This is a genomic window from Wolbachia endosymbiont of Nasonia vitripennis (assembly GCF_048054115.1).
Lineage (GTDB): Bacteria > Pseudomonadota > Alphaproteobacteria > Rickettsiales > Anaplasmataceae > Wolbachia.
Map to the genome: position 1 here is coordinate 1 of NZ_JAFEVF010000005.1, position 26,439 is coordinate 26,439.

Genomic DNA, 26,439 nt, shown 5'->3' on the forward strand with positions numbered 1-26,439 from the left:
TCTTGTATGATACTCTGAAGTGTTTTTCTATTCTTGCCTATTCCCTTTCGCTTAGATCTGTTGGATACTTTTTTCTCATCTTTACCCCGTACTAAAATTTCAGATATTATAGCCTTTTACTTGTTTCCGGACAACCTCTTAATGAGAGTCCCATTTCACGGTGTTCAAATCTACTCCTTCTTGTACCATCTCCCAAAGTGGGCTCATTTCTCTCAGTCGGCCAACATTTTTAGTAATAAGATCTGTTGCGTACAAAACTTCTTCTTTGGTTGTAAATCGGCCTAGGCCAAATCTAATTGATGAATGCTCAAGGTCATGGCCATTATTTAACGACCGTATGACATAGGAAGGCTCAAGAGACGCAGATGTGCACGCAGAACCAGAACTTACTGCTAAATCCTTGATTGCCATGATGAGAGACTCACCCTCAACATAGGGAAAGCTCAAGTTTAGGTTGCCAGGAATCCTATTTTCATAGTCACCATTTAAAACAACATCAGGAAATGCTTCTTTTATCTTATTGTACAAAATATCTCTCAGTCCTTCCAATTTGCTTGCTTCTGGTTCCATTTCTTCTTTAGCAATACGTGCTGCTTCACCAAAACCGACTGCAAGGGGAGTTGGAACTGTTCCAGAACGCATACCTCTTTCTTGTCCACCACCACTGATCAATGGTGTCAATCTAACACGAGAGCCCTTTTTACGAACGTATAATGCGCCTATTCCCATAGGTCCATAAATTTTGTGGCTAGAGAGACTCATAAGATCAATGCGCATCTCATTAACATCAATTGGAACTTTTCCAAAGCTTTGAGCTGCATCTGTGTGGAAAAATATATTATACTTTCTACATATTGCACCAATTTCTTTGACAGGCTGAATTATTCCGATTTCATTATTTACCATCATCACTGAAACCAGGATTGTTTGATCAGTAATTGCTTCCTCAAGCTTTGATAAATCTATAATTCCGTTTTGCTTAACAGGCAAATATGTAACTTTAAAGCCTTCATTTTCCAGATGCCGACAAGAATCCAAAACACACTTATGCTCCGTGCAGACAGTGATTATATGATTTCCTTTATTTTTATAAAAGTGAGCAACGCCCTTGATTGCTGTATTATTTGACTCAGTTGCACCTGAGGTAAAGATAATTTCTTTGCTATCTGCGTTCACCAGATCAGCGATGTGTTTCCTTGCTTTTTCCACTGCTTCTTCAGCAGTCCAACCAAATGAATGGCTGCGAGAGTGTGCATTGCTGAACTCACCAAAGTAAGGTATCATCACCTCTAAAACACGGGGATCCACTTTAGTAGTAGATTGATAATCAAGAAATATTGGTAATTTTATTTTAGCATCATGTATTTTTTTACTTTCAACATTCATAAAGCTACCACAGAGACAAAATTTACAACCATTTAATAGCACTAAAACTTAATTTTTTCAAGATATAATCTTGCATCAAGTACAAAAGTGTCATCCAAGTAGCTGACACATAACTGTACGAACATTTATTTGCGAAAGCAGTGTGTTAAATGTTATAGCCAGTTTTGCCTCAAACACAAAGGCAGTGCCCAAACACTGGGATGACACCCTACTGGTGGCAATTGCTTCCAAATCACAATGTTTGTACAATTGTGCGCCGTGTGCTGGAATCCGTTTTAGCCCTTATCTATATCTCAGTTCCACCAACAGTTATTGCGTCGACTTTGAGTGTCGGCTGACCAACTCCAACGGGCACATTTTGTCCATCTTTCGAGCATGTGCCAACACCAGGATCTAACTTTAAGTCATTACCAACCATAGATACTTTTTTCAACACTGTTGGACCGTCACCAATTAGTGTTGCCCCTTTGACTGGCTGTGTAATTTTGCCATTTTCTATTAGGTAAGCTTCCGAAGATGAAAAAACAAATTTTCCTGACGTTATATCAACCTGCCCACCACCGAAATTTACTGCATATAGACCTTTCTTTACGCTAGATATTATTTCCTTCGGTGTATACTTTCCGGGCAACATATAGGTGTTTGTCATGCGCGGCATAATAACTTCTTTATAACTTTCTCTTCTACCATTACCAGTTGGGCTTACACCCATGAGTTTAGCGTTCATATGATCCTGCATGTATCCTTTTAGGATCCCATCCTCTATCAATATATTATAACTGGGTGGAGTGCCTTCATCGTCTACGCTGATAGAACCGCGCAAATTGGGCAGAGTTCCGTCATCAACTACTGTGATGTCACTAGCTGCTACTTGTTTACCCACAGAATTTGAAAATGCTGAGACTTTTTTGCGATTGAAGTCGCCCTCAAGTCCATGACCCACGGCTTCGTGTAACAATATTCCTGGCCAGCCTGGACCTAAAACGACTGTCATTTCTCCGGCTGGAGTTGGAATTGCTTCAAGATTTACCAGTGCTTGTTCTAACGCTTGGTTTGCAACTTCTTTCCACTTTTTCTCAGAAATAAACTTACTATAAGAGTCCCTTCCACCATGCCCTGCAGAACCTCTTTCGGTACGGCCATCTTTTTCTACAATGACTAGCACATTAAAACGTACCAGAGGCCTGATATCGCTTAATCTGTGATCACCCTTTATTATTTGTACAACTTGCCATTCTCCACTTAGAGTTATTTTTACTTGCTTCACGCAGTTATTTTTGGACCTTACATACTCATTAACCTCATTGAGTAGCTTAATCTTTGAATTCAGATCCATTTCATTTATAGGGTTAATCCTCGAATATAGGCTTTTTGTCTCTTCGTTTAAATTTATTGAATTTGTCTTGTTTAAAGACACTGAGCTTTTTACCATAGAAGCAGCATTACTAATTTCTTTTTCGCTGATCTCAGAAGAACAAACGAAAGATGTACTATCTTCACAAAAAGACCTTAAACCAAATCCCCTTCTAGTATTCAAGTCCATGTGTTTTAATATGTTATCCTCAAAAACCAGGGACTCCGACTGGCAAAATTCTAGAAACAGCTCACCACCATCGCTATTGCTCAAAGCGTTATTGACTATTTTATACACGTTATTAATATTAACATTGTTTTGAGCAAAAAATATTTGATCTAGATTTGGCATTACCTTTGAACTAAAAATTGTTTAAGTATATTATTTAACTTTAACATAGTAAACTATAAAAAGCCCGGGTGGCGGAATTGGTAGACGCGCTAGCTTCAGGTGCTAGTAACTTTTTAAGTTGTGGAAGTTCAAGTCTTCTCTCGGGCACTCTTAGCTTCCATATTGCTTATTGAATTAATTAATGTTATAATATAACATATTAGGTAATATTCATGCTATGTATAGTGAAAAAAATAAGTTAGCCTGCAGAAAGAAGGTACGAACTTACTCGAAACGCTTAGTTACTACACTATCTACTATCTCTTTCATTGGATACATAGCGGCATTGGTCTTGAATATTCCTGTCTTAAGTCTGTATTTTAGTATTGCCGGCACTATATTCAGTGCACTTTCGTTTGCTTTAAATATATGGTCACTAAATGATCATTCCCGACAACAGAATCTTAATAAGAAATCTGGCATAAAAAACACTCCAGGACAAAAAAAGTTAACAAAGATCTATCTTGATATAGCATCCAGTGCTTCATTTCTAATAGGAGGTATTGCATCTATGTCGCTTTTTGAGTCTTCTGTTATTTATTTTGTTTCTACGCCTTTTTTTATTCTAGGCTGTGTTATTATGGCAGCTAATATCGTTCAAACTATGATTAGTGAACCACAGACAAAAAACGTCCTTGAGAATCTCTCTTCAAATACTACAAGAGTACAAGCTTAAGTATTAACTTATACAGGAATATTAGCTATATAATTCCACTGAAGGAAGCCATTCAAAAGAGTTCGATGTAATTAGCGTCAAAAAAGTGTAAGCAGAAATTGTGGGCTTATTGGGGTAGGAGCGCTTAGTACTCCTACTTCCACATCAATTACTTGAATAATTGCTCAAGCTATCAAAATAAAAGTTTTTATTCAGTAATTTGTGTATAAAGGGTACTATTTTACTAGTAGTGAAATAAATCAGAATGAAGTCTATTTTATTAACGAGGCCTTTATTGGACTCGTTCAATACAAGAAATATATTGAGAAAGTATGGATACAAAGTTTTTATAGAACCAGTATTCACAATAAAGTACTTAAATCCTGATATATCTGCGTACGAATTTGACGTTGTGATATCTACAAGTAAAAACAGTGTAAAGGCTTTTAGTCAAATATGCAAAGAGGATGACTTTCCGATTATTACAGTTGGTAATTCAACCATGCAGGCTGCAAAAAATTTGGGATTTTCTGATATAATCTCAGCAGACAGCAACGTTGATGGTCTGATATCATTCATAAAAGCTCATTATTCAAACGCAATAAAGTTCTTGTATATAAGGGGACAAGAAGTATCATGTGACCTAAAAAAAAGATTATCTGAAGAAGGTTTTAACGTAAGAGAAGTTGTACTCTATAAAACAATTACTAAAAGGAGTCTAACTAATAGGTGTAAAAATTTACTATTGGACGCTAAAATTGATAGCGTTGCTTTTTTTTCCTCACAAACTGCAAGGGTATTTTGTTCATTAGTTCTAAAAAGTGGGCTATCTCCTGTGATGAATAATACAGTTGCATATACCATGAGTAAAAACATTGCTGATAGTTTAAAGTTAATCAAGTGGAAAAAAATTATAACATCGAGGTTGCCTACAGGGGAGAGTTTAATTGATATAATTAATAAGGATTGTTGATGCTAAAGATTGCAACTTGGAATGTAAACTCCATACGTAAAAGAATTAACCAACTTTGTAGTTTTATAGTTGATAGTCAGATAGATATAGTTTTGCTGCAAGAGATAAAATGTACAGAAGAGCAATTTCCTTATGCAGAGATAGAAGAATTAGGATATGAATATGCTGTCTATGGACAGGTTGCAAGAAATGGTGTTTGTGTTTTATCTAAATATCCAATACTGGAGAAGTTTAAAATTGATATTGTAGAGAGTCATCAAGAAGCACGTTATATAGAGTGTGTGATAAAACACACCAATAATAAGGTAAGGGTAGGAAGTGTATACGTTCCAAACGGTCAAAGCCCAGACTCTCATACTTTTGAGTATAAACTCAAGTTTTTTGATAACCTATATGAAAGGATGGGCACTTTGTTGAAAAATGAAGAGTTAACTATTATAGCTGGCGATTATAATGTTGCACTGGATGAAATTGATGTTTTTGATTCAAATTTATTAAATGGCCAAGTGTGCTTTCATATAAAAGAGCGTGAGAAATTAAGAGCGATCTTGAATCTTGGTTTTAAAGATGCATTTAGAATATCTCACCTCAACTTACAACAATTCACTTGGTGGAATTATCAAGGCAATTCACTCAGAAACAATCAAGGAATGCGAATAGATCATATGCTGCTATCGCCACAAGCTGCAGATAAATTGGAAACATGTTACATAGATGATAGGTTGCGTAAACTAGAAAACCCATCTGATCATACTCCTGTTGTATGTGTTATAAAACAATAAAAGACCTCTTACATATTTGGTAAATCTGTTTGCTGTCCTGTACTTTTAGCTGGCTGATCTAAAGTAGGTTGTTTAAGGGTAGCAGGTGTTTCTTTTCGTGGACTGCAAACTCGCTCAGAAGTAAAATGCTGTTTATTCTCTCCGTCTCCCTGAGAAATTTGTTCAGTAATCTCTTTGATTTCGGTTTTTAAAATATCATCAATGCCATTGCGAATTTTTTCATTCAATTTTTCTCTCTTTTCTGTATCATCTTTATCTGGTGAGCTAGGGTCATATAAAGTACCTGGCCTATTATTTGAAAAAAGAACCTCAACTCCTCCCTTTACGGCAAATATTGTACCAATAACAGCAGCAACTATTGCAAGTGTAGTAGGACCAAAAATTAATATTGAAGCAATGGAAAAAAGAATAGGAAGAAAAACTTTACGTAAGAACTTTGTTACCATCTCTTCATCACTAAGTGGTGGTTCATCATCCTCTTTTTTACCACCGCCTAAGAATGGTATTTTCTCTTTTAGCCCACTCATACAAGAATCAGAAATATTTTTCGGGTCTATTTTTATTCCCAATGGTAACCCAACAAGTTTTATTAGTGAATCCTTAGCTTCTGTACCACGTATATCAGCTACACAATCATCTACTAATTTCTTTATTTCAACATTCTTGACATTCTCTTTGTTCGCTAATTTTTTCTCTCTAACTTCTTTAAATACAGAAAGTAAAAACTGACAAAAATTCTCTTCACTGAGTGGTCTTATCTCTTCTGGATTGACATTAGTTAGTAGTATCTTCTTATAAGCTAATATAAAATAATCAGTTATTCCTTCGCTCTCCCTTAATTTGGCTTTACCTTCTAATACTTTCACAAAGTAATCGTAAATTTCCTTATGTTCCTTCTTGAAAAGTATCTCATTCATAATGATCTATTCGTACTAACCTATGCTTTAATTATAGCATATTTTTCGCATTAGTTCAAATTTCCTAAAACCTGTATCGAAAGGGGAAAAAGAAAAGAATAAAGCAAAAAATAGAAGAGTAACAAATGATATAAGTGATAAGGGAATGTAAAAAATTGCTTCCATATATTTTAAATCTGATTATAATTACAGTTAGAGATATTTTAAGAGCTCAAAATCTATCTTTGTCTGCAGACTTTTCAGTCAAATTTTTAATCAAAAAGCGTAGCGTATCTTCTTTAGTGCATGTAAATATGCTTAATCTCTGTTGTATGTGCGCTGCACTTTTTTCTAATCTTTTTTTTTACACAGGGGGATTTTATGTCCAGAATTCCAGATATTTGACCTTTACTTTAGCTAAAAACCAATAGGCGCCTACTGTTTAACGCTAATTAAAATAAAAATTTTTCTAATATATAGAAAAATCACTGTTTACTGAAAACGGGGCAAGAAAGCTGCTAATGTCACAGATTTTAGGTAAATGTTGTTTGCTTGACGTATGAGTGTACTCTCCTTACTTCAAGAACTCTTTAATATGACTACTATTATACTTACGAAATTAACCACTCAAGGCATCCGTTCAGGGGTGTGGCAAAATAAGGTAAAAGTGAATTTACAACAATAAGGTGTCATTCCAGTGCTTGACACTGGAATCCAGCCTTTTGTAGGCTCATTGAAAGCGTTGCTTTTAATATCTATGATTAGGTTGCTTGTGAGCAATTTGGATCCCAGTGTCAAGCACTGGGATGACATTACTTTTGCTTCAATATTTACACATTAGCCATGCATCTGAACAGATACTACTTAAGTCCTTTCAAGACAGGTTCTTAGGATCTACGGTATAATTAAGAAAAGCCCCAGTTGTCGCTAATTTTTATTTCTACTTCAAGTGGTATAGAAATTTCTACTGCATTTTCCATTATATCTTTCATAAGTTTTGCTGTTTCTTGCACTCTGCTCTCTTCCACTTCTACAAGTAATTCATCATGAACCTGGAGGATTATTTTACCTGACTTTAACTGATCAAAAAGCCGAATCATCGCGCGTTTTATTATATCAGCAGCAGTTCCCTGCAGTGGTGCATTTATTGCTGCCCTTTCTGCAAATTGTCTTAGATAAGGAATTTTATTGTTGATGTCTCTTACAAAACATCTTCTACCAAACAAAGTCTCTACATAACCATGATTTCTCGCGATAGATACTGCTTTTTCCATATAGACCTTTATTTCTGGGTAACAAGAAAAATAGTAATTAATGTATTCAGCAGCCTCTTGAAAGGTAATGCCAAGTCGCTTTGCAAGGCCAAATGGACTAATGCCATATATAATGCCAAAATTAATGGTTTTTGCTTTGCGTCTTAATTGCTCATCTATTTCTTGCACTCCAAAAACTTGTCTTGCAGTGATATCATGAATATCTTGCCTGTTTGCAAAAGCTTCTTTAAATGCGGTAACATTTGCAACGTGTGCCAGGATTTTTAATTCTATTTGTGAATAGTCAGCAGAAATTATCTTGCAACCTTTTGGCACAATAAAGGCTTGCCTGATAAGACTACCTTCTTCGCTTCTGATAGGAATATTTTGTAAATTAGGATTGCTAGAGCTCAGCCTTCCAGTTGCAGTCACAGTGATTGAAAAGCTTGTATGTATCCTACCATCAAGCGGATCAACCTGTTTTATTAACGCGTCAGTATAGGTACCCTTTAATTTACTTGAATGTCGCCAACTTAAAATTTTACCTGCGATTTCTGTCCCCTCCTCTTCAAGTGCCTCTAGAACTTCAGAGTTTGTGCTATAAGACCCAGATTTTGACTTTTTCTTTTTACTTAGCTCCATTTTATTAAACAAAACATCACTTAATTGTTTTGGCGATGCAATGTTGAATTTTTCTCCTGCTAAATTATGTATATCGTTTTCAAGTACAGCAATTAGCTGCTCAAACTTATCAGACAATTCCTGTAGTTTTTGAATATTGAGCAGTATTCCATTTTGCTCCATATCAAATATTACTTTCATGAGAGGTCTATCAAAGCGCTCGTAAATCGTAAAAAGTTTTTCCTGAAATAATCTTTGTGTCAGTTTCTCATGGATCGCTATTAAAATTTTTGCCGAGAAAGTTTCTACATTTTTACTTAAATTGTGTGCAATTATGTTTGGAATGCTGTGATCATGCTTACCTGTGTCAAGGCTGTATGACATGATCATCAGGTCATCAATTGAGTCTAGCACTCTCTCTATTGTAGGAAATATTTCTCTGATCTTTCTAATATCATGTACTATTTTAAGCACCCCATTTGAAAATAAAGTTGAATTTATTATAGTAAGTGCATCTTGTAGGCAGCTTTGATCTATGTAGAAAATATTATCCTCACTACAAGATAAGGAGATTTTGTTTAATCTATTGTTTTCAAAGTGGCAATGAATTGCAATTTTACCTTCATATCTGCAATGCTCCAAAAATTTTTCTAATTCTTCACTACTATATTCTATTTTCTCTTTTGTGCTAGATCCACTATAAGAAAAGAGCTTTTCTACTTTTCCTATCAATGAATTAAATTCATATTTCTTCAAAAAGGATAACAATTTTTCCATATTTGGAGGATGGACTTCATATTTTACAATATCATGTTGAAGATCTACTTTTTTGCATAGTGACAAAAGTTCTCTTGAAATTAGTGCTTTTTCCTTATGCTCAGTAAGAATATTACGAACTCTTGTTTGCTCAATGTTATTGATGTTTTCTATAATGTTATCCAACGAATCAAATTTATCCAGCAATTTAGCTGCAGTTTTTGGGCCTATTCCTGGAACGCCTGGAATGTTATCAGATGCATCTCCAGTTAGAGAAAATAAATCAAGAAGCTTATTTGAATTTACACCAAATTTTTCTATCACTTGTTTTTCATCTATGTATATATTTTTAATAGGATCAAATATTAGAATGTTGTAATTCAAAAGTTGAAATAAGTCTTTATCTGATGAGACTACTACTACTTTAAAGTCTTCGTGGTTGGCATATTTTGCAGCTAGTGTTGCAATTATGTCATCTGCTTCATAGCCTTCAATCTCTTCATAGCTGAAGTTAAAAGCTTCTACCGCTTCTCTCAGTATTGTAAATTGTGGAATTAGATCCTCAGGAGGTGTTACTCTGTTTGCTTTGTACTCAGAATATAAACTGTGCCTGAAATTTTTTTTGCCAGAATCAAGTGCTATAGTTAAGTAGTCCGAATGGGAAATATACTTCAGAACCATATTAAGAAAACCGTACACAGCACCTACTGGAATACCAGCTGTGGTAGTCAAATGATGCAAAACGTAATAAGCTCTGAAAAGAAAACCATAACCATCAATGATTGTGAAAGTTTTTTCTTTCATTGTAGATATTTATGTGTGCCTTTGATGGTCTTTTATTTAGCTATAAAAATCAAGCTCTTGTTTCCTATAGCCAAAATAATCATAATGCTATAGTTACTATAAGAAAACATATTACGTAAGGGAATTAACTATTCTGCCACAATTTTGCTCTATCACACTTGCCATATTTAATATTCCAGCTTCATCGTAATAATTTCCAATTACTTGCAAAGCAAGTGGTAAGCCTTCATTGGAAAGTCCAACAGGAACAGAAATAGCAGGTAACCCCGCTAAGCTTGCCGGCACGGTAAACACATCATTGATGCACATAATTAGCGGGTCTGGCTTTTCATTTAAGCCAAAAGCTTCTGTTGGAGCAGATGGCACAAGTATGTAATCTATTTTTTCAAACGCTTTTATAAAATCATTTCTAATTAATGCCCTAATGCACTGTGCTTTTTCATAATACTCATTGTAATGACCTGAAGAAAGCGCATAAGCACCAATTAAAATTCTCCTTTTCACTTCTTTACCAAAACCTTCTGCTCTTGTTAGCGAATACATTTCTTCAAGGGTATCAGCATCAACCCTGAATCCGTAACGTACACCATCATAGCGAGCAAGGTTAGATGAAGTTTCAGCAGAACAAATTAGATAGTAAACCGGTATCGCATATTTAGTATGAGGCAGAGTAATGTCAACAACTTCAGCACCATTTTCTTTTAAATTGGAAGAAACTTTTTCCCAATGATGAACGATTTCTTCTGAAATTCCATCCATTCTATATTCTTTTGGTATACCAATGCGCTTACCCTTGATATCACCATTTATAAGATTAGAGAATTTAGGCACTGGCCTTTTGCTCGATGTTGAATCTTTTTCATCATAGCCACAAATTGTTTCCAGTATTAACGCTGAATCAGAAACGGAACGAGTAATTACTCCTGCTTGATCAAGAGAGCTCGCAAATGCAATCATACCAAAACGCGAACACCTTCCATAAGTTGGCTTTATTCCCACTACTCCGCAATAAGCTGCTGGTTGACGTACAGACCCACCAGTATCGCTTCCTAATGCTCCAGCGCATAAAAACCCAGCAACTGATGCTGCAGATCCACCAGATGATCCACCAGGAACAACTTTTTCTCCGTCACTTTTTCTAATCCATACATTTTTAACAGGACCAAAATAGCTATTTGTGTTCGCAGAACCCATAGCAAACTCATCCATGTTAAGTTTACCAAGCATGGCTGCTCCATTTTTTAAAAGCAAGTTAGATACCGTAGATTCATAAGTCGGGATGAAATTTTCCAGCATTTTTGAGCATGCCGTTGTTTTTATTCCTTTTGTACAAAATAAATCTTTAACACCAACTGGTATGCCCATAAGTGATGAAATATTATCTTTTTGTTTCAAAAAGTATTCATCTGCTATTTTAGCAGCTTTTATCGCGATTTCTGGGGTTTTTGTTACAAATGCATTCAGTTGCTCATTTTCAACTGCATTAACATGCGTCTCTACAAGCTCAACAGCAGAAAAATCTCTCCGCCTAAGTCCATCATGCATCTCTGTAATAGTGAGCCTTCTCAATTCATTCATTAATATTCAATTTTAGCGAGGGATTAATTATAACAATAATAGGACAGAAAATCTATATATTTATGATCGAAAACGGGAATACAACCGAGATCAATTCAGATTTCTGAAATGGATTGGTTAGTAGTACGTTTTAAATAGCCGGTTTGGCACACAATGCTAAGCCATAAGGGTTTAGCGTTTCTAAAATCAAATATCAACATCATGCACGTTAAGTGCATTGTTATTTATAAAGTCACGACGTGGTTCAACTATATCACCCATTAGCACCGAGAATATGCTATCTGCTTCTTCACAATCTTTTATTTCAACTTTTAGCAGAGTTCTAGTTTCTGGATTGAGTGTAGTTTCCCAAAGCTGATCAGCATTCATTTCACCAAGGCCTTTAAATCTCTGCAGAGTTAAACCTTTTTTACCATAATCCATCACTATTTTTGCGAGTGCACTTGGAGACTTTATTTTTATTTCAGTTTCTTGCGACTGTAAAAATGAATCACCATTAAATAAGTCAATTATGTTATCAAGAGAACTCAATATATTCCGTATTTCTTTACTTTCAAGCATACTAAGCGAGAATACATATTTGTCTGCTAACCCTTGAAACAATTTAGCAATGTGAATTTCCTCATCTTTTACTTCTACTTCCCAATTATATTCACTATACATCAATTTTAAATATTTTAATATCTCATCAGCAGACAATAGAGCATTCTTTTTGCTTAAAATTAGCAATGATTCTAAGAGATCTTTTGGTATTTCCCTATCATAATTTTTGCTAATGTTTGAAATACTGAGGCACTTATTCAAAACGAAACGCAAATCTTTGCCTACACCATTTAATGTTAATCTTTTAATCGCTGAATTTACTATATACTCTTCAAAAGTTTCATCATCTTTGATATAAGTATCTTTAGCATTTTTTGTAACTTTATAGAGCGGTGGCTGCGCTATGTATAAATATCCTTTCTCAATTACTTCACGCATATGTCTAAAAAAGAAAGTTAGAATCAAAGTTCTTATATGCGAGCCATCAACGTCTGCGTCTGTCATAATGATAATTTTATGATACCTAGTTTTTTCAATATCGAAGTGCTCACTCCCTATTCCAGCCCCAATTGCCGTGATCAGAGAGCCAATTTCTGCAGATGAAAAAATACGATCCAGCCCTGCACGTTCTACGTTTAGAATTTTCCCTCTTAAAGCAAGTACCGCCTGTGTTTTACGATTACGTCCCTGCTTTGCAGTACCACCTGCGGAATTACCCTCTACTATAAACAATTCCGATAACTCAGGAACTTTTTCCTGACAATCGGCAAGCTTTCCAGGTAGAGTTGCAATATTAATATTGTTTTTATTTTTAACTAACTCTCGTGCTTTTCTTGCGGCTTCTCTTCCTTTTGCTGACCTAATCGCTCTTTCTACTATACTTGCTGCTAACTTGGGGTCAATTTCAAGTATTGTACTCAACTTGTCAAAAACTATGCTCTCTACAACTGCCCGCGCTTCAGAACTGACCAATTTATCTTTTGTCTGTGAAGAAAATTTAGGATCAGGCATCTTGAGAGATAAAACACAAGTTAAGCCTTCTCTAACATCTTCTCCAGTCAAATTCACTTTTGCCTTCTTCAAAAAACCTTCATTGTTTGCATAGTTATTGATACATCTGGTTAGTGCAGATCTAAACCCCGCCAAATGCGTACCACCATCCCGTTGTCTTATATTATTTGTGAAGCATAGCATATTCTCATAGTAGGAATCATTCCACTCCATTGATATTTCTACACTGGTACCTAGATCTTTTACATTATCTCTAATGCTGGCAATTTTAGTAACATGTGTCTTATTCTTGTCTAAGTACCGTACAAAATTAGCTGTACCAAAATTATCTTCAGACTCTTTACTATCGTTAAAATGAGACTTTACATGTGGTTTATTACGGAGATCACACAAAATGATCTCAATATTTGAGTTTAAAAATGCCAATTCTCTGATGCGACTCTCAAGAGTGGAGTAACTAAAATCAATACTACTAAAAGTCCCCGTTGATGGCATAAACGTTACTCTAGTTCCTCTTTTATTTTTGTTTTCATTAATTACCTTTAAAGATTCAACAGACTCACCATCTTCAAAGCGTATGAAATATTCCTTCTTATTGCGCCATATGGTTAATTCCAGCCAACTCGATAACGCATTAACAACTGAAATTCCAACACCATGTAATCCTCCAGAAACCTTATAGGTATTGCTGTCAAATTTACCTCCTGCATGCAATTGGGTCATTATTACTTCTGCTGCTGATATTCCTTCCTCTGCATGAATATCAGTTGGAATGCCACGACCATTATCGGTTACAGAAACTGAACCATCTTCATTTATGCTAACTTCAATCTTACTACAATAACCAGCTAAAGACTCATCTATCGCATTGTCAACAACCTCGTACACCATATGGTGCAGACCAGATCCATCATCAGTATCACCAATGTACATACCTGGACGCTTTCTTACAGCATCAAGACCTCTTAGGATTTTTATTGCGTCAGCGTTGTAGTTACTTTCCATGGAATTGCTTTATTTATAAATATTAATTAATATTACATTTGTATGTGCTGATTAGCAACATCTTTAAGTTGAAAGAAGGATCCTTGACATGTAGATAAAATATAATACATCACCTACACGAAGTGGTTTTACATGTTATTTCAATACATAAACTTAGGTTCAAATAATCATACAAACTCTGCTTCATATTTCAAGATAAATGGCTACAATCAAATACAATTTACCTTTTCCTTCCACTTAGATTTTCCAATTTAACATAGGATAAGTTGCTCATACACTCTTCTAATATTTCATTCTTTTTATCATTGTTTAATCTATTGCTGAACTCTTGACACCTTCTCTCAAGAGCTGAATGCGTAGTCATAATATACCTTACTGTTTCAGATGATAACTCTGGCAACTCGCTACGGATCCTTTCTTGTTCTGTTCCAGAGAAATTGGTGAAATTGGCTCTGGCCATTTCAGGGAATTTTTGTGTGATCGTTTCTTTTATCATTTCTCTAGCCTCTTCTCCATCGAGTGTAATAACCACTGATGGATGTAAGCCAGATAAAGACTCAAATAATTTATTGTATGTTCCACCTACACAACTTTGACCTTGATTACCATAAGTTGTTGCAGCGTCTACAAGACCCTTTACAAACATATCCTTTCTATTTTTTATGCCTGCATCACTCAAAGGAATTCTTTGATTTTCTGTCCCTGTATTTCTATCATTGCAGGCTTTCCAACATAAAATAGCTGCTTGCTTTAGTGTTAACTCACTATGATTGTCTTTAAAATTATCTCCTGTTCTATTGATAAATCTTAAGCATTCAAGTGCATGAGATTTATCGTCTTCTGTAAATTCATTTGACTGTTTGATGTACTCTTCAATGTCGGTTGTGTTGCCTCTATTTAGCTGTACATAGAATTCATCTTTGCTTAAATTCTCTTTATACTTTTCTATGAGTCTATCAACACTCAAGTTTATACTAGCAACTGCACTTGGGTCATGAGTAGTTTGTGCCATAAAAGGAATGGCTGCTAAATCTTGAAAGAAAATAGGCCTTTCTTCCTCTGGAATTTGTTGTATTAAATCGTTAAACTGCTGTATTTCTTCAATGAGTGATTTGTTTAGCAACCATAAGCACAATATAGGCAGTACCAAAAGCACACAGGAATTAATAATGTGTATAATTAAAAAAATGCTTAATGTTATTCTAATAACATTTTTTGGCCACGCTGATAATCTTTTTTCATTTTCCCTTGGTTTGAAAAAATAATTTACTAATGATAAATACAAAGAGAGCTGTACAAGAAGAAAAAATGAAGGAATCATACTTACTAATAAAACTATATTAATGAATCTTTTAATTTTATTAGTGTTGTTGTAAGCATTTTGCACTCTTTCTATTAAAGCCTGTACTCTATTTCTATTTTGCTGTTGATTATTATTTTGACCTGCAAACATACCCTATTCTAACATTAATATATCATACTATAGAAAGAATGTAAATAAAGCAAGGAATTTAGAGCTGCTTTTATTTTTGTTTGATTGGGGATACCACTTCTATACTTTCCGCTCCATCTAAGGTACTATTTGGTTTTTCTACAGTAATCTTGGGAGTTACTTTATTCTCGATATCTGCTCCATATGAGCTAAGTACTTCAATGGCCTTTTCATTTCCACTATTGAGTGCAATATCCAAGGCATCCATTCCAGCTTTATTTTTGTGGTTGATAAAATTCTTCAACCGATCTCTACCAAAGCTTTCTATATATTGTTTAATGATGAGTTCCACTACTTTTCCAGGACAATTATTAGCAGCAGGAAAAAGTATTGTGTTGTTATTATTATCTTTTTTCGTTATGTCTGCTTTGAGTTTATTTATCAAATACTCGATAACTTCTACTCTGCTATCATCCTTTGCTTCAGTGCATTGTCTAATAGCTAAAAATAAAGCTGTCCGCCCATTATCATCAATATCTTCAATATTCTGTCCCTTGTCAACTAAGGCTTGTATTACACTTTTATTTCCATATAAAGTAGCAAGGTGAAAAGGTGTATGTCCTTCAGTGCTTTCCCTTTCATTAATTAACGCACCATTGCTAGCTAGCAATTCTATAAACTCTGGCGTGTTTGCAAAAATTGCAAGGTGCATTGGTGTTAAGTCATCTTTGCCATGATTTCCAGTTTTTGCGTTAACGTTTGCTCCGTTATTTATCAGCAATTTCGCTATTTCAAACTGCTTATACCCGATAGCAACATGCAGTGGCGTACGATTACGTTCATAATTATCATTGACATTTGCACCAAACTTTATTAGCAGCTCTGTAGCTTCAATATCACCCATCCGAATTGCAGAGTATAAGGAAGGAGATTCATCTTTTTCTATTTCCCCTGTCATACGAAATTACGAACATAATAATTCATACATTATTAAGAATTATTGTTAATTTTTTATTAAAATAATATTAACAACAGCTAAAAATCTTTAATTTTTATTAAAGATTTAATATCCATCAATGCTTATATAAGCATTCCAAAAGTGAAGAAGTGAAAAAAAGCTTTTCATGAGAAATTATAAATGATAGATTGTTAATCATGAGTTATCGAAAATAAGTTATGTGTTTTGGTCTGCCTAATATAAACAAGGAAGGTTATTTATTTATAATTGTCTCCTTTATTGTAACGTGTATAGCATTCTCTATATCTTGGGGAACTGGAATTACCTGCTTATTTCCAACGTTATTATGTACTTATTTTTTTCGTGATCCAGCAAGAGCTGTACCAAGCAATAAGGATTTTATATTAAGCCCCGCTGATGGTGTGATTTCAAAGATAGAAGAAGTTAGTTACCCTTTATCAGAAGAGAATGAAGAAGAAAAGAAATTTACACTTGTCAGCATATTTCTAAGCATTTTGAATGTCCATGTGAATCGTATACCAATATCTGGTACGATAAAGGAAATGAGCTACAAGAAAGGCAAGTTTGTTTCTGCAATGAGTAATAGGTCCAGTAATGAAAATGAAAAGCAGATTATTGTGATTGAATATGAAAAGGGAAAAGAAATCATTGTGGAACAAATAGCTGGATTTATTGCACGCCGCATTGTTTGTAATTTGAGGACATCTCAGAGCGTAAAAGCAGGTGAAAGATTTGGAATTATAAGATTTGGTAGCAGAGTAAATATTTATATTCCTATTGGTATAGAAGTAAGAGTTTCAGAAGGACAAACTGTTATTGGTGGTGAGACAGTTATAGCAGATTTAAATAAACAAGAGAAGCTTACCTTTGACATTGTATGAATAACGATGAAAGTAACGGTAAATCCTTACCTATTACCAAGTTATTTCCAAATTTTATAACTTTACTGGGTTTATGTGCTGGCCTTACTTCACTTAAATTCACATTTAATGAACAATGGGAATTTTCAGCAATTTTTATTATCATTGCAGCAATAATAGATGGAATGGATGGCAGAATAGCAAGAATTCTAAAATCAACTAGCGATTTTGGAGCACAGCTTGATTCTTTTGCAGATTTTCTAAATTTTGGTTCAGCACCTGCTTTTCTTTTATATTTTTGGAAATTAAAGGAAATTAAAGTTGTAGGATGGATTTTAGTAATGATATATGTAATCTGCATATCAATAAGACTTGCAAGATTCAATGTTTCGCTACATTTAGAGCAATTATACTGGAAAAAATTTTTCTTTTCCGGCGTTCCAGCTCCTGTATGCGCTTTACTTGCTCTGTTACCAATAATTATTACCTTTCAATCTCATGAGAGTGAATACTTACTTCTTATAGAGCAATTTTTTAACGTAAAGAATACAGCTTGTTACTTTTTGGCCATTTCATTTTTTTCGATAAGTCATATTCCAACTTTCTCTGCAAAGTACATTTATGTTCCTAGAAGCCTATCCTATATATTTGTGTCGTTTTTTGGAATATTGATCATACTGTTTATAAGCAAGCCCTGGATAACACTACCAATTTTAGGCGCATTGTATATACTTACTATTCCAATAAGCACTGGACTTTATATATACTACACATATAAAACTCATTAGCTATATAAAAGTAGTGAGCAGCATGATTGTAAAAGCAACTGATCTATTAAACTCTTTTTTATATATAAAGATATTCAACATACCATTTATAATTATTTGGGTAATTGCAACTGGGGTTTTTTGTACGATTCGATTCAAATTCATTAACTTTAGGTTGTTCAAATATGGGATACAAACACTATTCAACCTAGAGAGCCATAATAATAACGGCATAATCACCCACATTCAGGCATTTGCAACGGTAATTTCAGGAACAGTTGGTCTTGGAACAATATCAGGAGTTGCAATAGCTATTACAATAGGGGGGCCAAGTGCAGTTTTTTGGATGATAATTACCGGAGTACTTGGCATGTCAATAAAATTTGCTGAAGTAGTGCTTGCATTTACTCATCGCTCTGAAAACACAACTGGTGGGGCTTTTTATTATATGGAACATGGACTTGCAAAGATTGGATTTATGAAGACTGGCAAATTCCTTGCATTTATCTACGCAGTTATGCTGCTTGTTGCAATGATTCTAGGCGGCATACCATTTCAGGCAAATCAAATTGCAGCGTTGTCAAGTAACTTATTTGAATACAACACATCTGTTATTATCTCGCTATTTGTATTAATTGTAATACTGGGAGGAATAAAGCGAATTGCTTTAGTTGCAACAGGTTTAGGGCCGATCATGATAATGTTATATATAGGCATGTGTATATATTTAATCTGTGTAAACGGAAATAATCTACTGAATGCTCTATCTATAATATTTCAAGATATCTTTAACAAATCAGCTATAGGAGGTGGAGTATTGAGTGGATTAATAGCAGGGGTAAGAAGGTCAGTGTTTGCTAATGAAGCAGGTACTGGAACAGCAGCTATAGCACATTCGATTGTAAAAGAGAAAGACCCAGTTAAAGTTGGAAGTGTTGCAATGATTGCACCATTTGTAGACACAATATTAGTCTCATTTTTGACTGGTATTGTGATAATTATCACCGATATGCATATCACTAATACCGTAGGTGATATTACGTTAGTTAGCTCAGCATTTTCAACAGCCTTACCTTTATTTAGCAAGCTAGCTCTTCCGCTGATAATGTTTTCCTTTGCATTTTCCACAATAATAGCTTACTATTACTACTGTGAAGTTGCCCTAGTGTACTTATTTGGTAACAAAAAAGTACTGATATTGTTTCAGTTTTTTATAGTGGGTTCAGTGTATATCAGCTGTATATCAAAAAATATAGAATTTATATCTTATTTAGGTGATAGCCTGTTTATGTGCCTTATGATTCCAAATGCTGTTGCGATATATCTACTGAGAAGGGAAGTCTTAAATACAATAGATTCTTATTACAAAAGGTATTAAACATGATTTATAGAATGCTTTATATAGTGTTATTTTGCCTACCATTTAATGATGTATACGCTGCTTCAGTTTTTCATAAAAGTTATGACACTGCATTAAATGGAGTAAGCAACTTCATGAATGAAGTGTTGTTTTTCAAGATCTTTCACGTACCATTTATAATTCTTTTATTGGCCTTTGGTTATATATTTCTAACACTACGTTTTAGATTTCTCAACATAAGGATGTTTAAGCATGCGTTCGCTATTTTATGTGGAAAATATGACACAGATCATCATGATGGTCACATTACGCATTTTCAGGCATTTGTAACCGCGCTATCAAGCACAGTAGGTCTTGGAACTGTTGCTGGTGTTGCAATTGCAATTTCAATGGGAGGGCCAGGAGCGGTACCTTGGATGATGATCACAGGCTTTTTTGGTATGTCTGCAAAGTTTGCTGAAGTAACTTTAGCATTCAGACACAGAACAGAAGGCCAGGAGCAGTTATTCAGTGGTCCCTTTCAATATATAAGAAATGGACTAGAGGAATTTGGATTTAAGAAGCTTGGTATTGTGATAGCTGCAATATATGCAGTGTTTTTTGTATTGTCAGGTCTTGGTGGAAGTGTAGCATTTCAGACTAATCAAATGGTTTCAATATTATCTGGCTATTCAAGCTGGATAGATAGTCATCCTTGGGTTCTTTCCTTCATAATTTCTACATTACTTGCTCTAGTGATTATCGGTGGAATCAGGAGAATAGCTAAAGTCTCTTCTGCGCTGGTGCCTATTATGTCACTCATATATATTTTGAGTTGTTTCACGATTATTGCATTCAATATTCACAATTTTAGCAATACATTAAAAATATTGTTTTCCAGTATGATAGACTTCAATGCTGTTGGTGGTGGAGTAGTAGGAGCATTTGTCGCTGGGATTCAAAGGGCAATTTTTGCCAGTGAAGCAGGTGTTGGTTCTGCTGCAATTACTCACGCTGTAGCTAAAGATGAGGAGCCGGTTAGGACTGGTCTAGTTGCTATGATAGAACCATGCTTTGATACAATGTTAATTTGTTGTTTGACAGGAATAACAATAGTAATAACAGGCGCATACCAGACTGGCATTGGCGAGGGAATATTGATCACCCAAAAAGCATTTGAAACAGTTTCTTCTTGGTTTCCTATACTTTTAACCATCGCTGCGCCTTTGTTTGCGTTTTCCTCAGTAATTTCATTTGTATATTGTTGTGAAATGGGATGGCTGTATTTGTTTGGTGTAAAAAGTGTAGTAATATATCGTATAGCGGTGGTGGTAGTTGCATTTTTGTCAGGTTTGTCTAAAGATATAATGGCTATTGCTAATATTGGTGGGGCTTTATTCTCTTGTTTAGCACTCATCAATATGACAGCACTTATACTGTTTAGCAATCAGATTAACAATGAAGTCCAATGTTATCTAAAAAGGCTAAGGAATAATAAAATTAATTAAATTCTGGCATATGAAGGTACAACAACAGATGTCATTCCAGCGCCATCTTCTTTTCATAGCAAAATTCCCTTTTGTCATCCCAGTGCGTGACACTGGGATCTATTTTGCATATAGTTCCACCGTAGTGTTATATTTTAATGTAAAATTTTATATTTATCTACTAGATTCGTTTGCGAATAAAGTTCGCTGGATCCCAGTGTCACGCACTGGGATGACAAGAGAGAGGATGCTAGAATAATGGAGAAATATATAATTCTTATATTATCCTACATACTAGGTTCAATACCGTTTAGCTTAATTATTGCAAAAATAAATGGTATAAATTTAAGAGAAGTAGGTTCAGGAAACATTGGTGCTACAAATGTTGCAAGAACAGGAAATAAGAGACTTGCTGTCCTCGCATTATTTTTAGACTCTTTGAAAGGATTTGTCGGGGTTTATACAGCACAACAATTTTGTGATAATAACGATTTTTATATATATGTATCTGCAATTTTAGCAGTTCTAGGGCATATGTTTCCTATTTGGCTAAGGTTCAATGGAGGAAAGGGGGTTGCAACAACTTTGGGAGTTTTAGTAGCACTTAACATTTCTATAGCATTAGCATTTGTATTTGTCTGGCTAATAGTATTTTTTATCTTTCGGTACTCCTCTCTTGCTTCCTTGGCTGCTAATGCAGCAGCTGTTATAGCATCTTTCTTTTTTCAAAAGGAGTTATTCCTTATACTACTCACTGTAGCGATATTAATTTTCTTGAAGCATTACAAAAATATTGCAAATCTTCTGCAAGGCAGAGAGCATAAGTTTCTATAAGCAATGAGATGTTAAATCACTGACACTTAAACTACGAGATAAACTGCTTGATGGTATTATTTTATCTTCTTTATTTAAGATTGTAATTTTTACTCTTGTTATACTCTCTACTTCTTGAGGTATTAAAAATTCATCTTCAATGAATCTTTGCTTCACTTCTTGTATTTTTTCATAAAGTGTGGTTACATTGCGCTTATTTTGATTATAAATATCTTCAATCTCTATCTCTAGCCTGTGTGAAGCTTCTTTTTTTAACATGTTATTTATCGCTGCTTCTGTTATTGCTAGTTTTTCTTGCAGAATTTTCTTTATTTCTTCTTTATCGTCTCTGCTATTTTTACTCAGTTCCGTGTATACCCTATAACACCTTTTCTCTAGTGGTAACATTCTTAAACTATCTAACATTCTGTCTACTTGACCCTTAATAGTCTTCTTGGCTTTCAATTTTAATTCTTTTACTTCTTCTTTTATTATTTTGCTAGCTATTCTCTTAGCTTCAGTTAAAGATGAGTCCTTGAGAAAAAAATCTGTTCTAAGTAAATTTTGGTTTAAAAGCTCCAAAAAGACTTTTCCTTTGATGTTTTCGAGTTGATCGTCTAAACCATCCCCCTGTAGTTTATTTGTTATGTGCTGAGACAGCGCAAAGTGCTCTAATTTATTTAACTTTACAGAGTTAATATTTTTCATTAACGTCAGCACAATTTGTTCACTATATTGAGAAGTAAAACTCAGTAAATTTCTCATTAAGGAAATACTTACTTCTGCAATAAAATCATCAACTATTTTTTGACTTTTATCATCTTCATAATTATTTTGGGCGTTATGCCAAGCCCTAAGAATTTCTTTACTGTTCTTCTTATTTTTTAGCCTGTCTAACATAAACTTACGTGCTTCATTTTCTGCTTCTGTAAGGAGCATTTGTCTAGGTGGTGTAAATTTAATCTCTGGATCGGAATGAATACCCTCTAATGTACTTAACATTCTGTAGATAACACCAGTAAAACATGTGTTAGGAATTCGTTCTTTTCTAGAGAAAGTTTGGCTATCTAGTAAATTTGCAATCAACGCGTCTTTTTTATTTTTTACAGCTTCTCTATCTCCATCATTGCAGGCTCTAAGAACTAACAGAAGAATTTGTCCACCAGTGAAACCAGAGCTATGTTTCTCATTACCTTTGCAAAAATCTTGCAAAAACATTACTAATTTTCCCTTATTCTCATTACTAAATGGTTGGCCATCAAGCATATGTAAGTGATTTATATATTCAATAAACTCTTTAAATCCCTCATTATTAATAGTGTCTTCAGATACTTGTTCAGTATATTTATCTTTTAATTTGTCAATATTTTTAATGATATCATTATTTAATTGATGGGGTAGTAAATGTTCAAGCTTAATATCAAAGCTATTGACTAGCCCACGTGAGTTTTCTTTTATGCCTTCTAAAAAGAAACTAATAGCAGCTTTGAGTAACGTAAATGGATTAAAATCCTTTGGCCTTAATTCATTTTGTAATAGAATTAAAATCATTGCAAGTGGTATTGTTGCAAGTAACGAAACAAGCAGGAAAGTAGTTGTAAAAGTTATATATGTTATAGAGGCAAAAAATAAAAGGAAAGATTCTATCTTAATTTTATTATCCTTAAAAAATATTTCCCAATATTCCTTTTTACTTATTTTTTCCTGCTTTGCAGCTTTTATGTCTTTATAAACGTAAAAAGTTTTTATTTCAGATCTAAAAAACAATGTGGCAAAAGATAAAAAGACATTGGCAGGATTAACTAAAATGCTTAAAGAAACAAAAGCTGCGAAGTAACTTGCTGTCTTTAATCTGTAAGAATCCTTTCCAGGAAATTGTATTTGGGAAACACCTATCATAGCCTACTCTCTATAATATTATGATATTGTAGTAATAACAAATAGCCTATAGATGTCAATGCTTAAGTATTTTACTGTCTACGCACTCATCGTATTCAATTTCAACTGTAGAGTGCGCAATTTCGAACCTATTTAATAGTATTTTTTTTATCTCATACAAAATATTAGTGTGTTGTCCATTTTGCTTTATCTTGGCATGCATAGTAAGTATAAAATAATTATCAGATAGTGACCATGCATGTATATGATGCACATCTATCACTTCAGGTAACTTAGATACAATCTCACTTTTTATCTCCTCAGCAGATACACTCTCAGGTGTACCTTCAAGGAGTATATGGCAAGAATTCTTGAGAATTTTATAGCCACTGTTTAAGATTATTACACTGACAAATACTGACAAAATAGGGTCCACTATTTGCCATCCGGTAAACATGATAATTATGGATGCAAGTATAGCAGCTACAGAACCTAAAATATCTCCTATAACGTGCAATACAGCACTTTTTATGTTTATATTATTTTCGCATTTACTATGTAATATAAAAAAGACTATAATGTTAGATATTAGGCCAAGTGTAGAAATTATTAGCATTACTTTCCATTCAACATCAACTGGAAAAATAAATCTCTTTATTGACTCAATGATAATGACCACTGCGATGAAAAATAGAGTTAAACCATTAACAAATGCTGCGATTATCTGTAATCTGTGATACCCATATGACCTCTGTAAATCAGATTTCTTAGCTGAAAATTTGTGTGCTATCCAGCTTAAAACCAAGGCAAAAAGATCAGTGAGCATATGTCCTGCATCTGATAACAGAGCAAGTGAGTGTGAAATTATTCCACCTGCTATTTCCATAAGCATTGTTATTGCAACTATTATTATAGAATAAATTAAGCGCTTGGACTCTGCTATTGAGTGTTTGCCATTGTGCACTGCTGTCATATAAAATCTTTTTATGAGCAAAAAAACGTGGGTAACACTGGGCTCGAACCAGCGACCCCTTGCACGTCAAGCAAGTGCTCTACCAACTGAGCTAATTACCCATCTTAACCTTAGTATAGTGCTTCAGTGAAATGAAAGTCAATTTGCTTTTAGACTTCTTGCTGAATGAAACTCCTTGACAAACCTTCCCACTTTCCTTATCATACCAATAAGAGTACTTATCCTTGTTTTTGATCCTCGCAGGTTCAACAACAAAAATTCAGTAAAAAACTCAGATATTTATTGGCAAATTACATAAAAATTATAGCGGCTGCATGTCTTTTTTATTTTTTCTACATTCAGCCAAATCGCGCTTGTTAGCATATTATTACAACGCCAATTTACATTGTTATAGGGTCAAAACTCGCTACATAGGGATTTTTTTGCCTTTTTTAAAATTGATAAATTTCTTAATATTTATAATTCCGTTACTTGTTAGCAGCCACTTAAGGTTAGCTATAGAATTTTAGCCACATTCTAAATGTTACATATTAAGTTAACTATCTATACTTTTTTATTAAGATATAAATTATACCAATATGAGAATTTACGTTTTTTTCAGATGAGTCACTTTATGCTTGATATTGTAAAGACTAATAAACTAGGGGTTAAAGTAATGACAATCAATCGACAAGTAAATAAAAATATATCTAAAGATGAATATTTTAACAACAAGCATATCATAGAAGTTAAAGATTTAAATATTAAAGTAGAAGTTTATTCTCATAATTTAAGAGCAAGTAAAGTTGCTCACATTGAAAGTGAGATAAGAGAAACAGCTACTAATTTTAAAGATGCATTTAAGCTGGAGCCTGGTAGCTCAAAACAAACATTCAAAATTTATGTGTTTGATGATAAGGCTGATTACACTCACCTTGGTGGAAGCGAACGTTTTGGTTCTTACCTTGGAGATTGTAATAGTTTAGACTTGATCTGACAAGCAAACAAAGTAAGATAAAAATATAGACAAGTTTTAAAGGAGTGTCAGATATGAATACAACACAAGAAAAAATACTAAAACCAAAGTTGGGATTGCTAGAACTTGCAAAGCAATTAGGAAATGTATCACAGGCGTGTAAAGTAATGGGATATTCAAGGGATACATTTTACCGCTTCAAAGAACTGTATGAAACAGGAGGAGAAGAGGCTTTACACGAGATAAGCAAAAGCAAGCCATTGTATGCAAATAGAGTGTCGGAGGATATAGAAAAAGCAGTAGTTGAAATAGCAATAGAGTTTCCAGCATACGGACAAGAAAGAGCAGCAAACGAACTGAAAAAGAGAGGAATTCTCATCTCTGCAAGTGGAATAAGATCAGTGTGGCAAAGAAACGATCTTGAAAATTTTAAAAAGAGGTTAAAGGCATTAGAAGCAAAAGTAGCTCAGGATGGTATCATTTTAACAGAAGAACAGATAACAGCTCTAGAAAAGGCTAAGGAAGAAAAAGAGGCCCATGGAGAAATTGAAACAGAGCATCCAGGATACTTAGGTAGCCAAGACAGTTATTATGTTGGTAATATCAAAGGTATTGGACGAATTTACCAGCAAACCTTTGTTGATACCTATTCCAGAGTTGCTTTTGCTAAGCTTTACACAGAAAGGACTGCTATCACAGCTGCAGATCTTCTTAATGATAGGGTAGTACCGTTCTTTGATGAACAGAAAGTATCATTGCTACGTGTTTTGACGGATCGTGGTACAGAGTATTGTGGCAGACCTGAAAATCACGCTTACCAGCTATATTTAGGGGTAGAAAATATTGATCATTCTCGAACCAAAGCTCGTTCTCCACAGACTAATGGCATATGTGAAAGGTTCCACAGAACTATGCAAGATGAATGTTACAATATTATCTTTAGAAAGAA

21 protein-coding genes and 2 tRNA genes are annotated in these 26,439 nt (G+C 34.3%); 12 read left to right on the top strand and 11 right to left on the bottom strand.

The annotated features are described in order from the left end of the window. Positions 1-138 precede the first annotated feature (138 nt). Together JR053_RS01425 and tldD are read right to left on the bottom strand one after the other, a co-directional pair. The gene (locus tag JR053_RS01425; protein WP_077188391.1) at positions 139-1,386 is read right to left on the bottom strand and encodes an IscS subfamily cysteine desulfurase; all 1,248 of its coding nucleotides are present in this window, start codon (positions 1,384-1,386) and stop codon (positions 139-141) included. A 286-nt stretch (positions 1,387-1,672) separates the two neighbouring features. Continuing rightward, on the bottom strand, positions 1,673-3,091 hold the full coding sequence (gene tldD, locus JR053_RS01430) for a metalloprotease TldD (protein WP_010962974.1): 1,419 nt from the start codon (positions 3,089-3,091) through the stop codon (positions 1,673-1,675). A gap of 62 nt (positions 3,092-3,153) precedes the next feature. Here tldD and JR053_RS01435 point away from each other — a divergent pair. From JR053_RS01435 to JR053_RS01450, 4 genes are all read left to right on the top strand, one after another. After that, a tRNA-Leu gene (locus JR053_RS01435) sits at positions 3,154-3,238 on the top strand. 70 nt (positions 3,239-3,308) lie between these two features. Continuing rightward, positions 3,309-3,806 carry a hypothetical protein gene (locus JR053_RS01440; protein WP_077188390.1) on the top strand — a complete coding sequence of 166 codons (498 nt, stop codon included), beginning with the start codon at positions 3,309-3,311 and terminating at the stop codon, positions 3,804-3,806. 244 nt (positions 3,807-4,050) lie between these two features. Beyond that, a complete protein-coding gene (locus JR053_RS01445; RefSeq protein WP_416603312.1) occupies positions 4,051-4,758 on the top strand; it encodes a uroporphyrinogen-III synthase in 708 nt (235 codons plus the stop codon). Then, positions 4,758-5,540, top strand: a complete 783-nt coding sequence (locus tag JR053_RS01450) for an exodeoxyribonuclease III (protein WP_010407149.1) — start codon at positions 4,758-4,760, stop codon at positions 5,538-5,540. The genes JR053_RS01445 and JR053_RS01450 overlap by 1 nt, the downstream gene beginning before the upstream one ends. Before the next feature lie 8 nt (positions 5,541-5,548). Here the strand turns inward: JR053_RS01450 and JR053_RS01455 are convergent, their stop codons facing one another. The 6 genes from JR053_RS01455 to JR053_RS01480 all read right to left on the bottom strand — a co-directional run bounded on the left by JR053_RS01455 (position 5,549) and on the right by JR053_RS01480 (position 16,397). After that, positions 5,549-6,457 carry a hypothetical protein gene (locus JR053_RS01455; protein WP_010407147.1) on the bottom strand — a complete coding sequence of 303 codons (909 nt, stop codon included), beginning with the start codon at positions 6,455-6,457 and terminating at the stop codon, positions 5,549-5,551. A gap of 884 nt (positions 6,458-7,341) precedes the next feature. After that, complete coding sequence (polA, locus tag JR053_RS01460; RefSeq protein WP_010404431.1) at positions 7,342-9,870, bottom strand: DNA polymerase I; 2,529 nt, start codon at positions 9,868-9,870, stop codon at positions 7,342-7,344. Positions 9,871-9,981: 111 nt separating this feature from the next. Further along, positions 9,982-11,448, bottom strand: coding sequence for an Asp-tRNA(Asn)/Glu-tRNA(Gln) amidotransferase subunit GatA (gene gatA / locus JR053_RS01465; RefSeq protein ID WP_010404433.1), 1,467 nt, complete (start codon positions 11,446-11,448; stop codon positions 9,982-9,984). Positions 11,449-11,634: 186 nt separating this feature from the next. After that, positions 11,635-14,007 (bottom strand): DNA topoisomerase (ATP-hydrolyzing) subunit B, encoded by a 2,373-nt coding sequence (gene gyrB / locus JR053_RS01470; RefSeq protein WP_010404435.1) that lies wholly within the window; start codon positions 14,005-14,007, stop codon positions 11,635-11,637. Between the two features lie 220 nt (positions 14,008-14,227). Beyond that, positions 14,228-15,460 (bottom strand): hypothetical protein, encoded by a 1,233-nt coding sequence (locus tag JR053_RS01475; RefSeq protein WP_010404437.1) that lies wholly within the window; start codon positions 15,458-15,460, stop codon positions 14,228-14,230. 70 nt (positions 15,461-15,530) lie between these two features. Then, positions 15,531-16,397, bottom strand: coding sequence for an ankyrin repeat domain-containing protein (locus tag JR053_RS01480; protein WP_010404439.1), 867 nt, complete (start codon positions 16,395-16,397; stop codon positions 15,531-15,533). 218 nt (positions 16,398-16,615) lie between these two features. On the opposite strand from JR053_RS01480, the gene JR053_RS01485 reads away from it, so the two are divergent. From JR053_RS01485 to plsY, 6 genes are read left to right on the top strand one after another with little or no spacing between them, the layout of a single operon-like run. Beyond that, complete coding sequence (locus JR053_RS01485) at positions 16,616-17,299, top strand: phosphatidylserine decarboxylase (protein WP_010404440.1); 684 nt, start codon at positions 16,616-16,618, stop codon at positions 17,297-17,299. Further along, complete coding sequence (locus tag JR053_RS01490) at positions 17,296-18,066, top strand: CDP-alcohol phosphatidyltransferase family protein (RefSeq protein ID WP_010404443.1); 771 nt, start codon at positions 17,296-17,298, stop codon at positions 18,064-18,066. The genes JR053_RS01485 and JR053_RS01490 overlap by 4 nt, the downstream gene beginning before the upstream one ends. Positions 18,067-18,088: 22 nt before the next feature. Then, positions 18,089-19,423, top strand: a complete 1,335-nt coding sequence (locus JR053_RS01495; RefSeq protein ID WP_010404445.1) for an alanine/glycine:cation symporter family protein — start codon at positions 18,089-18,091, stop codon at positions 19,421-19,423. A 2-nt stretch (positions 19,424-19,425) separates the two neighbouring features. Beyond that, on the top strand, positions 19,426-20,892 hold the full coding sequence (locus tag JR053_RS01500) for an alanine/glycine:cation symporter family protein (RefSeq protein ID WP_010404447.1): 1,467 nt from the start codon (positions 19,426-19,428) through the stop codon (positions 20,890-20,892). 10 nt (positions 20,893-20,902) lie between these two features. Further along, positions 20,903-21,130, top strand: coding sequence for a hypothetical protein (locus JR053_RS01505; RefSeq protein WP_416603319.1), 228 nt, complete (start codon positions 20,903-20,905; stop codon positions 21,128-21,130). Further along, a complete protein-coding gene (gene plsY, locus JR053_RS01510) occupies positions 21,130-21,705 on the top strand; it encodes a glycerol-3-phosphate 1-O-acyltransferase PlsY (protein ID WP_029237657.1) in 576 nt (191 codons plus the stop codon). The genes JR053_RS01505 and plsY overlap by 1 nt, the downstream gene beginning before the upstream one ends. Here the strand turns inward: plsY and JR053_RS01515 are convergent. The 3 genes from JR053_RS01515 to JR053_RS01525 all read right to left on the bottom strand — a co-directional run bounded on the left by JR053_RS01515 (position 21,700) and on the right by JR053_RS01525 (position 24,636). Continuing rightward, positions 21,700-23,583 (bottom strand): hypothetical protein, encoded by a 1,884-nt coding sequence (locus JR053_RS01515; RefSeq protein ID WP_416603321.1) that lies wholly within the window; start codon positions 23,581-23,583, stop codon positions 21,700-21,702. The two genes, plsY and JR053_RS01515, sit on opposite strands and share 6 nt — an antisense overlap. A gap of 55 nt (positions 23,584-23,638) precedes the next feature. Further along, on the bottom strand, positions 23,639-24,535 hold the full coding sequence (locus tag JR053_RS01520; RefSeq protein ID WP_010404467.1) for a cation diffusion facilitator family transporter: 897 nt from the start codon (positions 24,533-24,535) through the stop codon (positions 23,639-23,641). A gap of 28 nt (positions 24,536-24,563) precedes the next feature. Beyond that, positions 24,564-24,636 (bottom strand) — tRNA-Val (locus tag JR053_RS01525). Between the two features lie 554 nt (positions 24,637-25,190). Here JR053_RS01525 and JR053_RS01530 point away from each other — a divergent pair. Then, positions 25,191-25,511, top strand: a complete 321-nt coding sequence (locus JR053_RS01530) for a hypothetical protein (RefSeq protein WP_416603323.1) — start codon at positions 25,191-25,193, stop codon at positions 25,509-25,511. A 53-nt stretch (positions 25,512-25,564) separates the two neighbouring features. Continuing rightward, positions 25,565-26,439, top strand: an 875-nt coding sequence (locus JR053_RS01535) for an IS481 family transposase (protein WP_416603325.1), incomplete at its 3' end; no start/stop codon positions are given.